Annotated in this window: 17 protein-coding genes and 1 pseudogene; 3 read left to right on the forward strand and 15 right to left on the reverse strand. The window is 62.2% G+C overall.

What is annotated here, in order from left to right; translation table 11 throughout:
- Window positions 1-174 precede the first annotated feature (174 nt).
- The 6 genes from AU074_RS19045 to AU074_RS19070 all read right to left on the reverse strand — a co-directional run bounded on the left by AU074_RS19045 (window position 175) and on the right by AU074_RS19070 (window position 5,222).
- Window positions 175-936, reverse strand: coding sequence for an SDR family oxidoreductase (locus AU074_RS19045; RefSeq protein WP_076016032.1), 762 nt, complete (start codon window positions 934-936; stop codon window positions 175-177).
- A complete protein-coding gene (locus AU074_RS19050) occupies window positions 929-1,729 on the reverse strand; it encodes an SDR family NAD(P)-dependent oxidoreductase (protein ID WP_076016033.1) in 801 nt (266 codons plus the stop codon). Before AU074_RS19050 ends, AU074_RS19045 begins: the two co-directional genes overlap by 8 nt.
- A complete protein-coding gene (locus AU074_RS19055) occupies window positions 1,722-2,543 on the reverse strand; it encodes a molybdenum cofactor biosynthesis F family protein (protein WP_076016034.1) in 822 nt (273 codons plus the stop codon). Before AU074_RS19055 ends, AU074_RS19050 begins: the two co-directional genes overlap by 8 nt.
- An 86-nt stretch (window positions 2,544-2,629) precedes the next feature.
- A complete protein-coding gene (locus tag AU074_RS19060; protein WP_076016035.1) occupies window positions 2,630-3,289 on the reverse strand; it encodes a LuxR C-terminal-related transcriptional regulator in 660 nt (219 codons plus the stop codon).
- A 51-nt stretch (window positions 3,290-3,340) separates the two neighbouring features.
- Window positions 3,341-3,706 (reverse strand): cupin domain-containing protein, encoded by a 366-nt coding sequence (locus AU074_RS19065; RefSeq protein ID WP_076016036.1) that lies wholly within the window; start codon window positions 3,704-3,706, stop codon window positions 3,341-3,343.
- 217 nt (window positions 3,707-3,923) lie between these two features.
- Window positions 3,924-5,222 (reverse strand): FAD-binding oxidoreductase, encoded by a 1,299-nt coding sequence (locus AU074_RS19070; protein WP_076016037.1) that lies wholly within the window; start codon window positions 5,220-5,222, stop codon window positions 3,924-3,926.
- A 195-nt stretch (window positions 5,223-5,417) separates the two neighbouring features.
- On the opposite strand from AU074_RS19070, the gene hpaR (AU074_RS19075) reads away from it, so the two are divergent.
- Window positions 5,418-5,840 carry a homoprotocatechuate degradation operon regulator HpaR gene (gene hpaR, locus AU074_RS19075; protein ID WP_076016038.1) on the forward strand — a complete coding sequence of 141 codons (423 nt, stop codon included), beginning with the start codon at window positions 5,418-5,420 and terminating at the stop codon, window positions 5,838-5,840.
- Between the two features lie 132 nt (window positions 5,841-5,972).
- On the opposite strand, the gene hpaI is transcribed toward hpaR (AU074_RS19075), so the two are convergent.
- The 8 genes from hpaI to AU074_RS19115 all read right to left on the reverse strand — a co-directional run bounded on the left by hpaI (window position 5,973) and on the right by AU074_RS19115 (window position 13,273).
- Window positions 5,973-6,773: a 4-hydroxy-2-oxoheptanedioate aldolase gene (hpaI, locus tag AU074_RS19080; protein ID WP_076016039.1), complete on the reverse strand. Its 801-nt coding sequence runs from the start codon at window positions 6,771-6,773 to the stop codon at window positions 5,973-5,975.
- Between the two features lie 18 nt (window positions 6,774-6,791).
- On the reverse strand, window positions 6,792-7,595 hold the full coding sequence (gene hpaH, locus AU074_RS19085) for a 2-oxo-hept-4-ene-1,7-dioate hydratase (protein WP_076016040.1): 804 nt from the start codon (window positions 7,593-7,595) through the stop codon (window positions 6,792-6,794).
- Between the two features lie 10 nt (window positions 7,596-7,605).
- Complete coding sequence (locus AU074_RS19090; protein ID WP_076016041.1) at window positions 7,606-8,910, reverse strand: MFS transporter; 1,305 nt, start codon at window positions 8,908-8,910, stop codon at window positions 7,606-7,608.
- Window positions 8,911-8,961: 51 nt separating this feature from the next.
- Window positions 8,962-9,354 carry a 5-carboxymethyl-2-hydroxymuconate Delta-isomerase gene (locus tag AU074_RS19095; protein ID WP_076016042.1) on the reverse strand — a complete coding sequence of 131 codons (393 nt, stop codon included), beginning with the start codon at window positions 9,352-9,354 and terminating at the stop codon, window positions 8,962-8,964.
- A 14-nt stretch (window positions 9,355-9,368) separates the two neighbouring features.
- Complete coding sequence (gene hpaD / locus AU074_RS19100; protein WP_017478949.1) at window positions 9,369-10,226, reverse strand: 3,4-dihydroxyphenylacetate 2,3-dioxygenase; 858 nt, start codon at window positions 10,224-10,226, stop codon at window positions 9,369-9,371.
- A 148-nt stretch (window positions 10,227-10,374) separates the two neighbouring features.
- The gene (gene hpaE / locus AU074_RS19105; protein ID WP_076016043.1) at window positions 10,375-11,835 is read right to left on the reverse strand and encodes a 5-carboxymethyl-2-hydroxymuconate semialdehyde dehydrogenase; all 1,461 of its coding nucleotides are present in this window, start codon (window positions 11,833-11,835) and stop codon (window positions 10,375-10,377) included.
- A gap of 5 nt (window positions 11,836-11,840) precedes the next feature.
- Window positions 11,841-12,611, reverse strand: coding sequence for a fumarylacetoacetate hydrolase family protein (locus AU074_RS19110; RefSeq protein ID WP_076016044.1), 771 nt, complete (start codon window positions 12,609-12,611; stop codon window positions 11,841-11,843).
- On the reverse strand, window positions 12,608-13,273 hold the full coding sequence (locus AU074_RS19115; RefSeq protein ID WP_076016045.1) for a fumarylacetoacetate hydrolase family protein: 666 nt from the start codon (window positions 13,271-13,273) through the stop codon (window positions 12,608-12,610). The genes AU074_RS19110 and AU074_RS19115 overlap by 4 nt, the downstream gene beginning before the upstream one ends.
- 143 nt (window positions 13,274-13,416) lie before the next feature.
- Between AU074_RS19115 and hpaA the strand changes: the two genes are divergently transcribed.
- Window positions 13,417-14,319: a 4-hydroxyphenylacetate catabolism regulatory protein HpaA gene (hpaA, locus tag AU074_RS19120; protein WP_076016046.1), complete on the forward strand. Its 903-nt coding sequence runs from the start codon at window positions 13,417-13,419 to the stop codon at window positions 14,317-14,319.
- An 11-nt stretch (window positions 14,320-14,330) separates the two neighbouring features.
- Here hpaA and AU074_RS19125 read toward each other — a convergent pair whose 3' ends face one another.
- Entirely contained in the window at window positions 14,331-15,587 is a 1,257-nt protein-coding gene (locus tag AU074_RS19125) for an OprD family porin (RefSeq protein ID WP_076016047.1), read from the reverse strand.
- 212 nt (window positions 15,588-15,799) lie between these two features.
- Between AU074_RS19125 and hpaR (AU074_RS19130) the strand changes: the two are divergent.
- Window positions 15,800-16,221 (forward strand): annotated as a pseudogene (gene hpaR, locus AU074_RS19130) (homoprotocatechuate degradation operon regulator HpaR).
- Window positions 16,222-16,273: the final 52 nt, after the last annotated feature.

Consider the following 16,273-nt stretch of genomic DNA (forward strand, 5'->3'; position numbering starts at 1 on the left):
CGCCGCCACGACCAGAAAGCCTATGGCGGGAATCAAGAGACAGCCCCATCGGGCAGGGCATTAATCGGAAAAAGCATCGGCGTTCCCTCGCACTGTGTGATCAGGCGAGGGACTTTGCAGCGGTTCTCAAGGCGGGGGAGTAGAGGTTATCTGGCCGTTCGGTAGGACGTTTCGTTAAACCTCCGGCAAGGTCGAGCCGCCGTCCACCACCAGCGTTTGCCCGGTGATGTAACCCGCCAGGTCCGATGCCAGAAACAGCATCGCCCCGGCAATATCCGCTGGCGCACCCAACCGTCCCAGCGGCACCCGGCTGGCGATCTGTGCGTTCACCTGATCATCCCCCAGATTGCCCATGGCGGGCGTGGCGATCATGCCGGGTTCCACCCCGTTGACTCGCACATTCAGAGCGGCCAGCTCCAGCGCGGCATTGCGAATGAACCCGTTGACCCCGGCCTTCGACGCCGCATAGTGACTCAGGCCCGGAAAGGCCACCCTCGGCCCAGTGACTGAAGATGTGACCAGCACGCAGCCCTGGCCCTGGCGACGGAACATGGGCAATGCCGCCTGGGTCAGCCAGAACAACGCCGAGAGATTGACCGCCAAGGTGCGGTCGAGCATCGCCGGAGTGATTTCGGCAAAGGGCGTCAGCGGAAAATACCCGGCGTTATGCACCAGAATATCCAGCCGCCCCCAACCTTGTTCCAGCCCTGCAATCAGCGCGAAAACCGCAGCCGCATCCGCCAGATCCACAGTCACCGCTTCCACCTGGCAGCCGCGCCCGCACAGTTCCAGCGCGAGTGCCTGGGCCAGTTGCAGATCGGCGATCATCACCCGCGCACCTCGCAGCGCAAAGGCTTCGACGATGGCCCGACCGATGCCCTGGGCGCCACCCGTCACCAATACGCTGCGCCCGCTGAAATCCAGGTCCTCATCCATGATTCAGCTCCATATGCGCGTAGGCCAACGTCGGTACATCGACGATGCTCGAACCACCGTCCGCCACCAGCGCCGCACCCGTAATGATCGACGCTTCACTGGACGCGAGGAAGCGGCACACCCTGGCGATTTCTTCAGCGCTGGCGGGGCGTCGCAACGGCACGTCGGCGCACACCCGGTCGTAGGCGTTTTGCAGTGTCACGCCATGAAAATCCATCAACGGCTGCATTTCTTCATCCGCCATCGGCGTGCGCACCCAGCCCGGGCATACCGCATTTACCCGCACCCCGCGCGGGCCGTAATCCCGGGCCAGCGAACGGTTGAGCCCAAGCAATGCATGTTTGGCTGTGGTGTAGCCGCACACTTCGGGCCCGGCGGCCAGTGAGGCAATCGAACCCATCAGCACGATGTTCCCGCCACTCTCCAGCAGCAGCGGCAAACACGCCCGCGCGCTGTAGAAAGCGCTGTCGAGGTTGCTGCGCAGCGCCGCTTCCCAGGTCTGCGGGCTGGTGTTGGTGGCGCTGCCCATGCCATGGCCGCCCGCGCAGGCCAGCAGCACGTCGATCCGCCCGAAGCGCTGGCGAATCTGCTCCACAAAGCCCGCCCACGTGACAGGGCAGGCCGCATCACCCACCAGCACCAAACCTCCGGTTTCCCCCGCGACCTGCTCCAGCGGCTCGCGACGACGGCCGATCAGCACCACATGCGCACCCTCGGCGGCGTACAGCCGGGCGCACGCGGCACCGATGCCCGTGCCGGCCCCGGTGATCACAATCGTGCGCGGCTCAGTCATCGGGATGCTCCGTGCGGTTGAGTACCTGGCAGTAGGAGCTGATGGGGAAGTTCGACAGCTCATCGAAAGCCGCCCCGGCATAGCCGAAGATCTTGCCATCGCTGCGGTGCTGTTGCAGGTCGATCAGCACCAGGCCAAGGGTGGGGATGATTTTTTCGCGCCAGACGAACAGGTACAACTGGTCGGCGATCTTGTAGTAATGGCAGCGGTCGGTGTCGCACAGGCCTTGCTCGACGCCCTTGAGGCATTGCCAGGCGTAGAACTGGTGGTTGAGGTAGATGTGCTCGTAGACCTCGCTCGGGCTGTAGCGGTACTGGTTGCGCAGGCCGGTCAGTTCGGTGGTGGGCGCGTGGGGGCACTGGCCGGCTTGCCAGGGGCGGTCGAGGCTGCCGTGGAGGAATTCCACCTCCACTGAAGTCAGCGGTTTGCCGGCCAGGGCGCGGCTGTAAAGGCCTTCGCGGGTTTGTTCCTGGGTGGGCATGCGCCCGAGCACGGCGGTGAACGAGGCGCTGGCGGTGTCGAGCACCAGGCTGACCGACCAGGCTTGGGCGCCTTCGCGTTTGATGAAATCCACCAGGTACAAGCCGGGGCGCACCGAGGTCGCGCGGTAGGATGCGCTGCCGCTGGAGTGACCGTCGGCCGCGACCCAGGACAGACTGTCGCGCTCGAAACGGTGCTCGATCTGCCAGCCATTAGCGAAATACAGCGTGAAGGTCTTGCCGCTCAGGTCCGCCAGGTTCGGCAGGATAAACGCTTCGGGGGCGAAGCCGTCGGCCAGGGCTCCCACGGTGATCCAGTCAGAAGGTGTGGTCATTTGCGATGCTCCGGTTGGGTGGATGAACACCTCGGATCATCGCGCTCGGGAGCAGGCCCGGGTATCAACCGGATGGTTGAGGCGGGCTACAGAAACAGGCTGCCCACCAGCTCGGTGCGGCTGCTGACGCCGGTCTTGCGAAACAGGTTGATCAGGTGGGTCTTGATGGTGGGCAGGCCGACTTCCAGCTCCCGGGCCAGCTGTTTGTTGCTGGCACCCTGGCGCAACAACAGGGCGATCTGGCGCTCCTTGGGCGTGAGGTTGGCCAGTGCATCTTCAGCGGGTTGCATATTGGCCACGGCCAGCTGCAGCAAGGTTTGCAGGGCGTTGAGTTGGGCCAGTTGCTCGCCGGTGAAGGCGCCCTGGTCGGCGGTGCGCAGCAACGAAATCGCCGCCTGGGGCTGGCCGCCACGCTGGGCGAGGATTTCCACCACATCCACCACGCCATAGCGCCGCAGAAAATCCCCATAGCGCCGAGTATCCCGCACCGGCTGGCGGGCCATGGCAAAACCCAGCGGCACCACCGCCAAGCCACTGGACAGGCAGTTGCGTGGTTGCAACGGGTCGAATTGGCGGTAGTTGTCCAGGTAGTCGCGGTGCATCTCGCCGCTCATGCCGTGCAACTGGAAATCCCGGGCTTGCAGGTGGCGGTCGACACAGTAGAACGCGGCCTGGCTGACCGGAATCAAGCGGGTGAAAGCCTGCAGGCACTGGCCGGCGACTTCGTGGACGGGGAGGGCGTGCATGGTAGGTCACCTGCGCCAAAAGGCTGCCGACGGGTGCGGCAGCCGGGGCCATCACACCACGGCGAAGTAGTGTTTGACGAAACTTTCGCTGACCACTTCCCACAGCACGGGAGTGCCCTTGGTCACGAACCAGCTGTCGCCGGCCTGGTAGCGGGTGCTCTGGCCGGTGGATTCATCGGTGAGCACCACCTCGCCGGTGACCACGGTGGCTTGTTCGGCGAAGGGATAGACCATGCGGAATTTGCCTTGGGTAGTGCCGAAATAGGCGCTGCTGACCGGGTCGGTGGGGGCACCGAAGGTCATTTTGCCGAAGGCCCGGACTTCGCCTTCGAGGATGGTCGAACCGAGATCGGCGACGGTGCCCCAGGCGTCGAGTTCGGATAGCTGGATGTCTTTTTTGAGGGTAACGAGGGTCATGGCAGTTGCTCCTGATGAGAAAAAATTAGCGATCAACTGTAGGAGCGAGCTTGCTCGCGAAGGTCGTCAACGATGACGTTGGCGTCCTGGATGAACGCGGTGCCCTCGGGTTTTTCGCGAGCAAGCTCGCTCCTACAGGTGTCAGGTGTCAGGTATTAGGTGTCAGGTGTTAGGTGTCAGGTGTTAGGTGTCAGGTGTTAGTGTCAGGTGTCGGGCTTTAGCGGCGGCCGTTCCAATAACCGGAGAGCTGGTGCCAGGACTTGCCGGCGGTGAGCAGCAGCGGGCGGATCGCGTCCTTGCCGATGATGGTCGGGCGATGGATCGAGCTGACCAGGTCATACCGCGCCGAGCCTTCGCTCATGCCTTCGGCCAGCACCTTGCAGATGATGTGGCTCGGCGTCACGCCGAAGCCTGAATAGCCCTGCACATAGAACGCGTTGCTGCGCCCGGGCAGGGTGCCGATCTGCGGGAACAGGTTCGGGCTGCAGGCCATCGGGCCGCCCCAGGCCAGGTCGATCTTCACGTCCTTGAGGTACGGGAAGATCTTCAGCATCAGGTTGCGGTTCCAGGCTTTCAAATCGCCGGGAATGTGCTCCACCAACGGCGTGGCGGCCCCGAACAGCAGACGGTTTTCGTTGGTGACGCGGTAGTAGTCGATCACCGGGCGAATGTCGCTGTAGGCCCCGCGAATCGGGCTGATGCGGTTGATCAGTTCTTCGGACAACGGCTCGGTCATCATCTGGAACGCATAGGTGTTGATGGTCGAGCGGTGCAGTTCCGGTTCCAGTTTGTTGAGGAAACTGTCGCAGGCCCACAACAGCTTGCTGGCCTTGACCGAACCGCGGCCGGTGCGCACGGTGATGCGTTCGCCGTAGCTGACTTCCAATGCCGGGCTGTTCTCGAAAATCTGCACGCCGTGGCCGGCCAAGGCCTTGGCCTCGCCCAGCAGTAGGTTCAACGAGTGCACATGCCCGCCGCCCATGTGCAGCAGGGCGCTGCTGTAGGCGTCGGAGCCGATGATCTGCTTCACGTCGGAACCGCCAAGGAAGCGGATCTCGTGTTGGGTGTTGATGGACTTGAAGTCTTTTTCCCAGGCGCGCAGGGTCTTTTCCTGGCGGGCGTTGAAGCCCATGTAGCCGTAGCCATGGCAGAAGTCGGCATCGATGTCGTACTTGGCGATGCGATTCTTGATGATGTCGGCGCCCAGGTCGCTGATCTCGAAGATCTGACGCAGGCCGTCTTCACCCACGTCCTTCTTGATCTTCTCCAGGTCGTGGCCGATGCCGGCCATGATCTGCCCACCGTTGCGCCCGGTGCCGCCAAAGCCCAGGTAACGCGCTTCCAGCACGACGATGTTGGTGATGCCTTTTTCGGCGAGTTCCAGGGCGGTGTTGATCCCGGAAAAGCCACCGCCGATGATCACCACGTCGGCTTCCACATCCTGTTCCAGGGTGGGGAAGCTGAGGTTGTATTTCTTGGTTGCCGTGTAATAGGTCGGCGTTTCGATATTGATCATTGCGCTGCCTGACAGTGAAGAGCTAATGAGTGTATTAAGGGCGTTGGCGCGCTGGATGTCTTGATTCTGTGTGCCGGGCTTTTTGATCCTGCGCGCCAGAGCCTTCGCCGGGTTCACAAGTTATAGCGTGAGGCGGGGAGGAGAGTGTTAGAGTTTCGTTAAAACATTAACTAAATCTATCGTGACCCTGAGCCTATGTTGAAACCCAGACAATCCCTGACCTTGACCCTGTTGCAGGCCCGTGAAGCGGCCATGAGTTTTTTCCGGCCCTCGCTGAATGAGCATGGGCTGACCGAGCAGCAGTGGCGAGTTATTCGAATTCTCAGCCAGCATGACGAGCTGGAGATTTACCAACTGGCGGAACTGGCGTGCATTCTCAAACCGAGCATGACCGGCGTGCTGGTGCGCATGGAAGCGGCCGGGATGGTGCACCGGCGCAAGGCCGAGCAGGATCAGCGGCGGGTGCTGGTGACGCTGGCGGAGAAGGGCAAGGCCAGTTTCGAGTCGATGAGCCAGTGCATGGAGGAGAATTACCAGCGGTTGCAGGAGCAGTTTGGGGAGGAGAAGTTGCAGGTGTTGTTGAGGTTGTTGGATGAGTTGAAAACCATCAAACGCTGACACACCGCCGATCCAAATGTGGGAGCGGGCTTGCTCGCGAATGCGGTGGGTCAGCCAACAAATCTGGCACTGATACACCGCTTTCGCGAGCAAGCCCGCTCCCACATTTTGGATCTTTGTCGTTTCAAAGAGTTAGTACACGCCGCCGGTAGTCGCAGGTGTTGCGGTGTCTTTGAACTTGGCAGCCAACCCCTGCAACCCGCGCATCAGCACCGTCGTATCCACCCCCACCGCCACAAACGCCGCCCCCAACTCGATGTACCGCCGCGCCAATTTCTCATCCGCACTCAGGATCCCAGCCGCCTTGCCAGCCTTTTGAATCCGCCCAATCGCGTCCTCAATCGCCGCCTGTACCTCGGGATGCCCGGGATTCCCCCGATGCCCCATGGCCGCACTCAAATCCGCCGGCCCGATAAACACCCCGTCCACCCCTTCAACCGCAGCAATCAGGTCGAGGTTGTCCAGGCCTTCACGGTTCTCGATCTGCACCAGCAGGCACATCTGGGCATCCGCTTCATCCAGATAACCCGGAATGCTGTTCCAGCGCGAAGCCCGTGCCAGCGCACTGCCAACGCCCCGTACGCCAAAGGGCGGATAGCGCACGGCCCGCACTAACTGTTGAGCCTGCTCTGCCGTCTCTACCATCGGCACCAACAGCGTCTGCACGCCAATATCCAGCACCTGCTTGATCAGCGCGGTATCGCCGATCACCGGGCGAATCACCGGTTGGCTGTCGTAAGGCGCAACGGCCTGCAACTGGCCGAGCATGCCGCGCAGGTCATTGGGTGCGTGCTCGCCGTCGATCAGCAGCCAGTCGAACCCGGCATTCGCCGCCAGTTCGGCGCAATAGGCGTCGGCCAAACCGAGCCACAGGCCGATCTGGGTTTCGCCACGTTGCAGGCGCTGCTTGAAGCGGTTGATGGGCATGTCCATGAAGCAGTCCTCCAGTATTCAGACAAAGCGGCAGGAGATGGAACCGAGCATGTCGTAGTCGACATGGAAGGTGTCGCCCGGATTCGCCGCCACCGGGCGGGTAAAGGAGCCGCCGAGGATGATTTGGCCGGGTTGCAAGGTCACGTCGTAGGGCGCCAGTTTGTTCGCCAGCCAGGCCACGCCCTTGGCCGGGTGGTTGAGCACGGCAGCCGACACCCCGGACTCTTCGATCACTCCGTTGCGGTACAACACCGCCGGCACCTTGCGCAGGTCGATCTCGGTGGGGCGTACGGCGCGGCCGCCCATGACTACGCCGGCATTGGCGGCGTTGTCGGAAATGGTGTCGAACACCTTGCGCGTGGCGTTGGTGTGCGGATCGATCTGCTGGATGCGGGCGTCGATGATCTCCAGGGCCGGGATCACCCATTCGGTGGCGTCCAGCACATCGAAGATCGTGCAGTTCGGCCCCTTGAGCGGCTTGCCGAGGATGAACGCCAGTTCCACTTCCACCCTTGGCACGATGAAGCGCTCGAACGGAATATCGGTGCCTTCGTCGAAGAACATGTCATCGAGCAGGGCGCCGTAATCCGGCTCGCTGATGTTCGACGACACCTGCATCGCGCGGGAGGTGAGGCCGATCTTGTGCCCGACCAGCTTGCGCCCGTCCTTGATTTTCTGTGCCACCCAGGCGCGCTGGATGGCATAGGCATCGTCAATAGTGATGTTCGGGTGTTCCAGGGAAAACTGGCGCACCTGTTCACGGGAACGCTCAGCCTGGTCGAGGCGGGCGGCGGCTTGCTGGATGTGGGCTTGATCAAGCATGACGAAATCTCTACTGGGGATTGACGATGGCAGCGTGGGTGCGCAGCACCAGCAGGCCGCCGAGGGCGATAAGCAGCGCCAGCACATACAGGGCCAGGCTCGCGCTTTGGGTGGTGTCGCGCATCCAGCCGATCAGGTACGGCGCGAGGAACGAAGCAATGCTGCCGAACGAGCTGATCAACGCGATGCCGGCGGCCTGGGTGCTGTTGGACAGGAACGCCGGCGGCAGTTGCCAGAACATCGGCAAGGCCGCACTGGCGCCCATGCCGGCCAGGATCAGGCCGCCCAGCACCAGGGTCGGGTTGGTAGGCGAGAGCCCGGCCACTGCGATGCCGATGGCCGACATCAACAACGGCACGCACAGGTGCCAGCGGCGCTCGCGGTTGCGGTCGGATGAGCGTCCGCAGCCGATCATGAAGAAGCACCCGGCCAGGTACGGCACGGCGCTCAGCAGGCCCACCTGGCTGTCGCGGCCGATACCGGCACCGTGAATCAGGGTGGGCATCCAGAACGCCAGGGTATTCACCGCCAGCATCACCGCGAAGTACACCGCCACCAGCAGCCACACCTGTGGGTCACGCACGATGCCGCCGAAGGAGGTGATGGATTTGCGCTGTTCTTCACTGCTCAGTTGCTCGCGCAGTTGCTGCTTTTGCGCCGGTTCCAGCCACTTCACGGTTTCAAAGCTGTCGGGCAGGTATTTCAGAACCACCAGACCGAGCAGCACCACCGGCGCGCCTTCGATCAGGAACATCCACTGCCAGCCCCGCAGCCCGCCGAAATCATGGAAATGCTCCAGGATCGCACCGGACAACGGCCCGCCGACCACACCGGCCATGGGCACGGCAATCGCAAACAGCGCGGTGACTTGCGCCCGGCGCCGTGCCGGGTACCAGCGGTTGAGAAACACCAGGATCCCCGGGAAGAAGCCGGCCTCGGCCACCCCCAGCAAAAAGCGCAGCACGTAGAAGCCGGTGGAGCTTTCGATCCACAGCATGCTGGTGGACAGCACGCCCCACACCACCATCAGGCAGGCGATCCAGCGCCGCGGCCCGACCCGGTCCAGGGCCATGTTGCTCGGTACCCCGAACAGCGCGTAGGCGATGAAAAACAGGCCGGCACCGAGGCCGTACACCGTGTCGCTGAAATGCAGGTCGGTACTCATCTGCATCTTGGCGAAGCCGATGTTGATCCGGTCCAGATGGGCAAACAGGTAGCAGATCAGCAGCAACGGCATCAGTCGCCAGGTGACGATGCTGTGGGTGCGCTGATGTTCGATCAGGGTGGTGCTGTCGGCGGTATTGGCTGTGCTCATGATGTTGTTCTTTTTTGTTTGAGTGGCCATGGGTGGAAAGGTGTGCTGTGGTCAGCCCGCCTGGTTCTTCAGGAATGCGTGCACGTTGTTCTGCTTGAAATTCAGCTCGGGGTGCAGCTCGATCATCTCGAACGACAACGCCAGCAGCCGTTGGGATTGCAGCTCGGCGAAGTGCTCGGTGATGACGTTGAACAGGGCTTCGGCCACCGTCTTGCGGGTTTCCAGGTCGCGCCCGTGGCCGACCTTGAGGGTCATGTGGACGAAGGCGTAGTCATGCTTGCCGTCGGCCATGCGCCAGGTGTCCAGGCGCACCCCGCGACTGCGAATACCCCCGAGGGGAAACACGCCGCTGTCGCCCAGCACGGCGTGAACCTGCTCGAACAAAGCGGGCAGGTTGGCTTGCTGTTCGAGGTTGTCGGTGTATTCGGCGATGAAGTGCGGCATGTGCGGCTCCCGGATCAGAGGGGAAAAATGGCATTGATCTGGCCGGTGCCCGAACTGCCGAACGGCTGGGTGATGATCTCGGCCGGCTGGTTGTAGTCCGGCCCGCCCAGCAGTCCCAGGAGCATTGCGGTGTCGTGCATTTTGCCTTCGCCGAAGCAGTGCTCGGCGTAGTCCGGCAGCATCGCGCAGAACTCTTTGAAGCGGCCTTGCTTCCACATTTCCACCACGTGCAGGTCCATCTGCTTGTCGAATTCACGGGTCCAGTTGTGGATGTTGGCTTCGGCTTCGCGGTCGTCCGAGAAACGGTGGGAGAGGGAACCCGAGGCCAGCACCAGGACTTTGCGGTCGCTCTTCTCGATGGCCCGGCGCACGGCGGCGCCAAACGCGAAGCTGTCTTCCAGGCGGTGCCAGGCGCACCAGGCGGCGATGGAGATCACGTCGAACTTCTGCTCGTCGGGCACGCCCATGTGCATGTAGCGCATCGGCACCAGGGTGCCGTATTCCAGCTCCAGGCTCGGGATGTTGTGGGCCATGGTGCGCACGCCGGCCAGGTTGGCCTCGGCGGCGATCAACTCGCCCAGCTCCGGGCAGCCCGGGTACTCGTACTCCATGTTCTTGATGAAGTGCGGCAGTTCGTTGCTGGTATAGGTGCCCTTGAAATGCTCGCCACAGTTGACGTGATAGCCGCTGTTGACCAGCCAGTGCACGTCGAACACCACGGCGGTGTCGGCCCCCAGCTCACGGGCGCGCCGCCCGATTTCCTTGTGCCCGGCGATGGCTGCTTCGCGGCAACCGTGGTGCTTGCCGGGCAGTTCCGACAGGTACATCGAGGGGACGTGGCAGATCTTCGCTGCCAGAACCACTTCGCCCATGATCATTCTCCTGAGTATTTATTTTTTTGTAGGAGCGAGCTTGCTCGCGAAAAACATCAACGATAACGCAGCACTTCTGTTAGCCCGCAGCGCCTGCGGGTTCTTCGCGAGCAAGCTCGCTCCTACAGGGAGCGTTGTTATATCCGGGTTACACACCCCAGCGCGGGATGTGGTGACTGCCCATGGAAATGCACACGTTCTTGATCTCGGCAAACACTTCGAAGCTGTACTGGCCGCCCTCACGGCCGGTGCCGGAACCTTTTACCCCGCCGAATGGCTGGCGCAAGTCCCGCACGTTCTGGCTGTTGATGAACACCATGCCGGCTTCGATGCCGTAGGCCAGACGATGCGCCTTGCCGATGTCCTGGGTCCAGATGTACGACGCCAGGCCGTACTCGGTATCGTTGGCCAATTGCAGCGCTTCGGCTTCGTCCTTGAACGGAATCAGGCACACCACCGGGCCGAAGATCTCTTCCTGGGCGATGCGCATCTGGTTGTTCACATCGGCAAACACCGTGGGCTGGATAAACTGCCCGCGGCTCAAGTGCGCCGGCAGGTTGGCCGGGCGTTCCAGGCCGCCGGCCAGCAGGGTGGCGCCTTCCTCGAGGCCAATCTTGATGTAGCCGGTAACCTTGTCGTAGTGGGCCTGGGTGATCATCGAGCCGACCTGGGTTTTCGGGTCCTGCGGGTCGCCGACGATCAGGCGCTTGGCGCGGGCGGCAAACTCGGCGACGAACTGCGGATAGACGCTCTCCTGAATGAAGATCCGGCTGCCGGCGGTGCAGCGTTCACCGTTCAGCGAGAAGATGGTGAACAGTGCCGCGTCGAGGGCGCGTTCCAGGTCGGCGTCTTCAAAAATCAGCACCGGCGACTTGCCGCCCAGTTCCATGGAGTACTTTTTCAACCCTGCGGTCTGCATGATTTTCTTGCCGGTGGCAGTACCGCCGGTAAAGGAAATCGCCCGCACGTCGGGGTGGCGCACCAGTGCATCACCGGCGGTGGCGCCGTAGCCCTGGATCACGTTCAGCACGCCGTTGGGAATCCCGGCTTCGACCGCCAGGCGCCCCAGTTCATTGGCCGTCAGCGGCGACAGCTCGGACATTTTCAGCACCGCGGTATTGCCCAGCGCCAGGCACGGCGCAGTCTTCCAGGTGGCGGTCATGAACGGCACGTTCCACGGCGACACCAATGCGCACACACCCACCGGCTGGTACAGGGTGTAGTTGAGCATCTGGTCGTCCACCGGGTAGCTGTGGCCGTCCATGCGGGTGCAGACTTCGGCGAAGAAGTCGAAGTTGTGGGACGCCCGGGGAATCAACACGTTTTTGGTCTGGTGGATCGGCAGGCCGGTGTCGAGGGTTTCCAGTTCGGCCAGGTGTGGCACGTTCTGTTCGATCAGCTCGCCGAGCTTGCGCATCAGGCGGGCACGTTCCTTGGCCGGTGTTCCCGCCCATTTCGGAAAGGCTTCCTTGGCCGCCGCTACCGCCTGCGCCACTTCCTCGGCGCCGCCGCTGGCGACTTCACCGATGGCTTCGCCGGTGGCCGGGTTGTAGTTGATGAAGGTGTCTTTGCTTTCGACCTCACGGCCGTTGATCCAGTGTTTGATCATGTTGCTCAAGCCTCTTTCCGGGCGGCGAAAAAGTCCGCCTCGCTGACAATTCGATTAACCAGGCGACCCACGCCTTCCACTTCCACGATCACTTCATCTCCCGGCACCACATCGGCCAGGCCTTCCGGCGTGCCGGTGGCGATCATGTCGCCGGGCTGCAGGGTCATGAAGCTGGACAGGTACTCGATCAAATACGGGATGTCGAAAATCATGTCTTTCGTGCTGCCTTCCTGGCGCAGTTCACCGTTGATCCAGGTGCGCAGCTTCAGGTTGCTCGGGTCTGGCACGTCGGCGACGTCGACTATCCATGGGCCGACAGGCGTGGTGGCGTCGCGGTTTTTCACCCGCAGGTTGGGGCGGTAGTAGTTTTCCAGGTAGTCGCGGATCGCGTAGTCGTTGCACACCGTGTAGCCGGCCAGATACTCCAGGGCGTTCTCGCGCTTGACGTTGCGTGCCGGTTTGCCGATGACCGCCACCAGCTCGCACTCGTAGTGCATGTAGGCGACGTTGTCCGGGCGCCAGGTCACCTGGTTGTGGCCGGTGTAGGTGCCGGGAGACTTGATGAACGCCAGCGGTTCGGTCGGCGGCTTGAAGGCCAGTTCGGCGGCGTGGTCGGCATAGTTCAGGCCCAGGGCAAACATGCTCCCGTTGGCCGGTGGCAGCCATTCGACCTGGTCTTCAGCCAGCAGGCGACCGTCGGCCAGGCGCACGGCGTTCTCAGCTTCGACCTGTACCGAATGGACTTCACCTTCAAAGCGAATACGCGCGTGTTTCATGACAGCTCCTCTGCCTTGATGTGGTTGACCAGGCGGCCCAGGCCGCTGATCTCGACTTCAACCGTGTCGCCTGGATGCACATCCACGCGGCCTTCGGGCGTGCCGGTGATCAGCACATCGCCCTCGTGCAGGGTCATGAACTCGCTGATCTCGGCGATCAATTGCGGGAGGCTGCGCACGAAGTTGGCGGTGGAGTTTTGCTGGCGCAGTTCACCGTTGACGAACAGCTTCACGCTCAGTTGGTGCGGGTTGGCAACTTGGTCGCGGGCCACCAGTTCCGGGCCCAAGGCGCAGAAACCGTCCCGGCACTTGGCTTTCACCGCAGGGCGGTAGTAGCTGTCTTCCGGCAGGCTGAACTCATTGATGATGGTGTAGCCGGCCACATGCTCCAGGGCGTTTTCGACGTTGACACGGCTGGCGGTCTTGCCAATCACCACCCCGAGGGCCGGGCCGGGTTGCAGGCGTTCACCTTGAGGGTGCAGCACTACGCCGTCGTGGCCGTTGCGGGTGTTGGGCGTCTTGATGAACAGCACCGGCTTCACCGGTGGCTTCTGGTAAGGCGCTTGTTCGAATTCGGCGAGACGTTGGTTCAGCAACCCCTGGTAGTTCAGCGCAACGCCGAACAGGGTGCCGTTCGCAACATCATGCAGGGCACGGCTCATGCTTTTCTCCTGGCAGTGGCGGGGCAGATTCGGGCCTGCTCCGTGGGATATTCGTTAACCTGTTAACGTTATAATTAAGATGTTAACTATCGTCAAGCGTGGCAATATTTCAGGGCACTCAAAACAACAAAGAGAATGCAGTGATGAGCGATCGTCAGCCGATCCCCAACATCAACATCGGGCAGGTCTACGACCAGCGTTACAGCGATGCCGAGGTGCACTACGACCGGCTCGGCAACCTGGCGGGATTTTTTGGCCGGAACATGCCGGTGCATCGTCATGACCGGTTTTTCCAGGTGCATTACGTCAAGACCGGCGCGGTGCGGGTCTATCTGGACGACCAGCAGTACCTCGAATCCGGGCCGATGTTTTTCCTCACGCCGCCGACGGTGGCGCATTCCTTCGTCACCGAAGCCGACGCCGACGGCCATGTGCTGACCGTGCGCCAGCAACTGGTGTGGGCCTTGATTGACGCCGACCCAAGCCTGGCCCCCGGCGCGCAATTGCCGGCGGCCTGTGTGGCGTTGGCGCGGCTGGCGCCGGAGTTTCATCCCGAGGTACGCCGCCTGGAATTCCTGTTCGACGAGCTGTGCAGCGAGATCAACGCCCAGGCCAGCGGACGCGGTTCGGCGCTGGACAGCCTGACGCGGCTGATCATGATCAGCCTGCTGCGGCTCTGCGCCAATTCCCTGGAAGCCCGGCCGGCACGTCACGAAGACCTGCGAATCTTCCACCGCTTCAACGAACTGATCGAAGACCACTACCTCCAACACTGGCCGCTGTCGCGTTATGCCGACGGTATCGGCGTCACTGAAGCGCGACTCAACGAGGTGTGCCGGCGGATCGCCGACCTGCCCTCGAAACGCCTGATCCTCGAACGGCTGATGCAGGAAGCCCGGCGCCTGCTGCTGTTCACCGGCAGCTCGGCGAATGAAATCTGCTACCAGTTGGGGTTCAAGGACCCGGCGTATTTCAGCCGGTTCTTCCAGCGCTACGCGCAAATGACGCCGGGGGAATACCGCCAGCGTCAATCGGGGTTGCGTTGAGGCGCCCGGCGTTACCACAGGGCCACGGTGTAGCCGATGATTACCCGGCTTTCGTCGATGTCGCTGGTCAGGCCGTTGCTTGAGCGCAGGGTGGCGTTGCGCAGCCGCACGTTGACGTTCTTCAGCGGGCCGCTTTGCACGGTGTAGATCAGGTCGGTATCGCGCTCCCATTCCCGGCCGTTGCGCACCGTGGCGGTTTGCGCGTGGCTGCCGTCGACGTAGCGGGTCATGAAGGTCAGGCCGGGCAGGCCGAGGGCGGCGAAGTTGTAGTCGTAGCGCGCTTGCCATGCATCGGTGTTGGCCTTGGTGAAGATATTGATGGTCACCAGGTTGACCGAGTACGGGTCTTGCCCCGGGAAGGCAAAGTCGCCGTCACCGGAAAGGGTCTGAAAGCCCAGGCCGAATTTGTGCGCGCCTACCGACAGGCTGAACATGCCGTTGAAAAAGCGGTTGTCGATCCGCCCGCCGTCGACCCGGGTAGGGCTGCGCAACAGCGTGCTGCCTTGCTCGCGGGTGTCGAAGTAGCGCAGGTCGGTGCGCAGGTTCACGCCCTGGGCCAGCGGCAGGTCATGCACCAGGCCGATAAAGTTCTGGCGGTAGATGTCCTGCATTTGCGCGTAGTAATAAGTCGCCGCCAGGTGCGGATTGATTGCGTAGGTGCCGCCTGCCAGATCCAGGTGGCTGCTGGTGACGCCGCCGTAGCTCATGGATTCGTTGTTGGAGGAGTCCCGCAGGTTCTGCTTTTCCAGGCGGCCGACGTTCAACGTCAGACCGTCGATGTCCTGGGAGGTCACCAGTTCACCGTTGTAGGTCGACGGCAGCAGCCGGGTGTCGTTGTAGGCGGCCACCGGCAAAATCGGTTGCAGGGTGCCGAGCTTGAGCACGGTTTTCGACAGGCGCAGCTTGGCGGTCAGGCCGAGTTCGCTGTAGCTGTCGGCCGGCTCGCCGCTGGCGCCAGACGGCAGCAACCCGGTGCCACGGCGGTCGCGGCTGGAATCGAGTTTTAAGCCCATTTCACCCAAGGCATCCACGCCAAAACCGACCACGCCTTCGGTGTAGCCCGACTCCAGGCGCAGCACAAAACCCTGGGCCCATTCGTCCGCTTTGTTCTGCGGCGCGTTGGCCTGGCGAAAGTCGCGGTTCATGTAGAAATTGCGCAGGTCCAGGCTGGCTTTGCTGTCCTGGATGAAATCGGCGTGGGCGACCAGAGGGGTAAACGCGGCGCACAGGCCAGCGCTTGCCGCCGTGCGAAAGAGGCACGAATGCATGAGGGGCGTTCCTTTTGTTGTTTTTGTTGGTATGCGCCCTCTGCTAGGTCGGGGGCGGCATATTGTTAACATGTTATCTATAGGCTGAATAGCGGGATTAGCAGGTTTTTTAAAAATCGTTTCTAAATTAATGATTTGTTCCCTGCCTCGGGTTGCATGCACCGGACACCGACTCTAAGCTTCGACGCTTCGACCTCTACTGCGCGTGAACCATGCCCACCCCTAGACCGTCCCTTACGCTCACCTTGCTCCAGGCCCGCGAAGCGACCATGGCGTTCTTCCGGCCACTGCTCAATGAACATGACCTGACCGACAGCAATGGCGGGTGATCCGCATCCTGCGTCAGCAGGGCGAACTCGAAAGCCATCAACTGGCGCACCTCGCGTGCATCCTCAAGCCGAGCATGACCGGCGTGCTGGGCCGGCTGGAGCGTGACGGCATCGTGCGCCGGCGCAAATCCGCCGAAGACCAGCGCCGGGTCTTCGTCGCCCTGACCGAACAGGGCCAGCAGTGTTTTGTCGACATGAGCGCCGGGATGGAAAGCAACTACCAGAAGATTCAGGAGCAGTTCGGCGAGGAATCCCTGGAGCAGTTGATGGAGCTGCTCCAAAAGCTGAAAGGCATCAAACCGTAATCCTCAAAAAAATAGTGGCTGAAGCCTGTCCCTTTTTTTCACGTGGCTGGTC

This window comes from Pseudomonas sp. ATCC PTA-122608 (genome assembly GCF_001952855.1).
Classification (GTDB): domain Bacteria; phylum Pseudomonadota; class Gammaproteobacteria; order Pseudomonadales; family Pseudomonadaceae; genus Aquipseudomonas.

Bases quoted from the DNA above. Each gene is read 5' to 3' on its own strand.
- AU074_RS19050 (WP_076016033.1), bottom strand. From the start codon at position 1,729: ATGACTGAGCCGCGCACGATTGTGATCACCGGGGCCGGCACGGGCATC.
- hpaI (WP_076016039.1), bottom strand. From the start codon at position 6,773: ATGGACATGCCCATCAACCGCTTCAAGCAGCGCCTGCAACGTGGCGAA.
- AU074_RS19055 (WP_076016034.1), bottom strand. From the start codon at position 2,543: ATGACCACACCTTCTGACTGGATCACCGTGGGAGCCCTGGCCGACGGC.
- hpaA (WP_076016046.1), top strand. From the start codon at position 13,417: ATGAGCGATCGTCAGCCGATCCCCAACATCAACATCGGGCAGGTCTAC.
- AU074_RS19110 (WP_076016044.1), bottom strand. From the start codon at position 12,611: ATGAAACACGCGCGTATTCGCTTTGAAGGTGAAGTCCATTCGGTACAG.
- AU074_RS19115 (WP_076016045.1), bottom strand. From the start codon at position 13,273: ATGAGCCGTGCCCTGCATGATGTTGCGAACGGCACCCTGTTCGGCGTT.
- AU074_RS19065 (WP_076016036.1), bottom strand. From the start codon at position 3,706: ATGACCCTCGTTACCCTCAAAAAAGACATCCAGCTATCCGAACTCGAC.
- AU074_RS19070 (WP_076016037.1), bottom strand. From the start codon at position 5,222: ATGATCAATATCGAAACGCCGACCTATTACACGGCAACCAAGAAATAC.
- AU074_RS19090 (WP_076016041.1), bottom strand. From the start codon at position 8,910: ATGAGCACAGCCAATACCGCCGACAGCACCACCCTGATCGAACATCAG.
- AU074_RS19125 (WP_076016047.1), bottom strand. From the start codon at position 15,587: ATGCATTCGTGCCTCTTTCGCACGGCGGCAAGCGCTGGCCTGTGCGCC.
- AU074_RS19095 (WP_076016042.1), bottom strand. From the start codon at position 9,354: ATGCCGCACTTCATCGCCGAATACACCGACAACCTCGAACAGCAAGCC.
- AU074_RS19045 (WP_076016032.1), bottom strand. From the start codon at position 936: ATGGATGAGGACCTGGATTTCAGCGGGCGCAGCGTATTGGTGACGGGT.
- hpaH (WP_076016040.1), bottom strand. From the start codon at position 7,595: ATGCTTGATCAAGCCCACATCCAGCAAGCCGCCGCCCGCCTCGACCAG.
- AU074_RS19060 (WP_076016035.1), bottom strand. From the start codon at position 3,289: ATGCACGCCCTCCCCGTCCACGAAGTCGCCGGCCAGTGCCTGCAGGCT.
- hpaR (WP_076016038.1), top strand. From the start codon at position 5,418: ATGTTGAAACCCAGACAATCCCTGACCTTGACCCTGTTGCAGGCCCGT.
- hpaE (WP_076016043.1), bottom strand. From the start codon at position 11,835: ATGATCAAACACTGGATCAACGGCCGTGAGGTCGAAAGCAAAGACACC.
- hpaD (WP_017478949.1), bottom strand. From the start codon at position 10,226: ATGGGCGAAGTGGTTCTGGCAGCGAAGATCTGCCACGTCCCCTCGATG.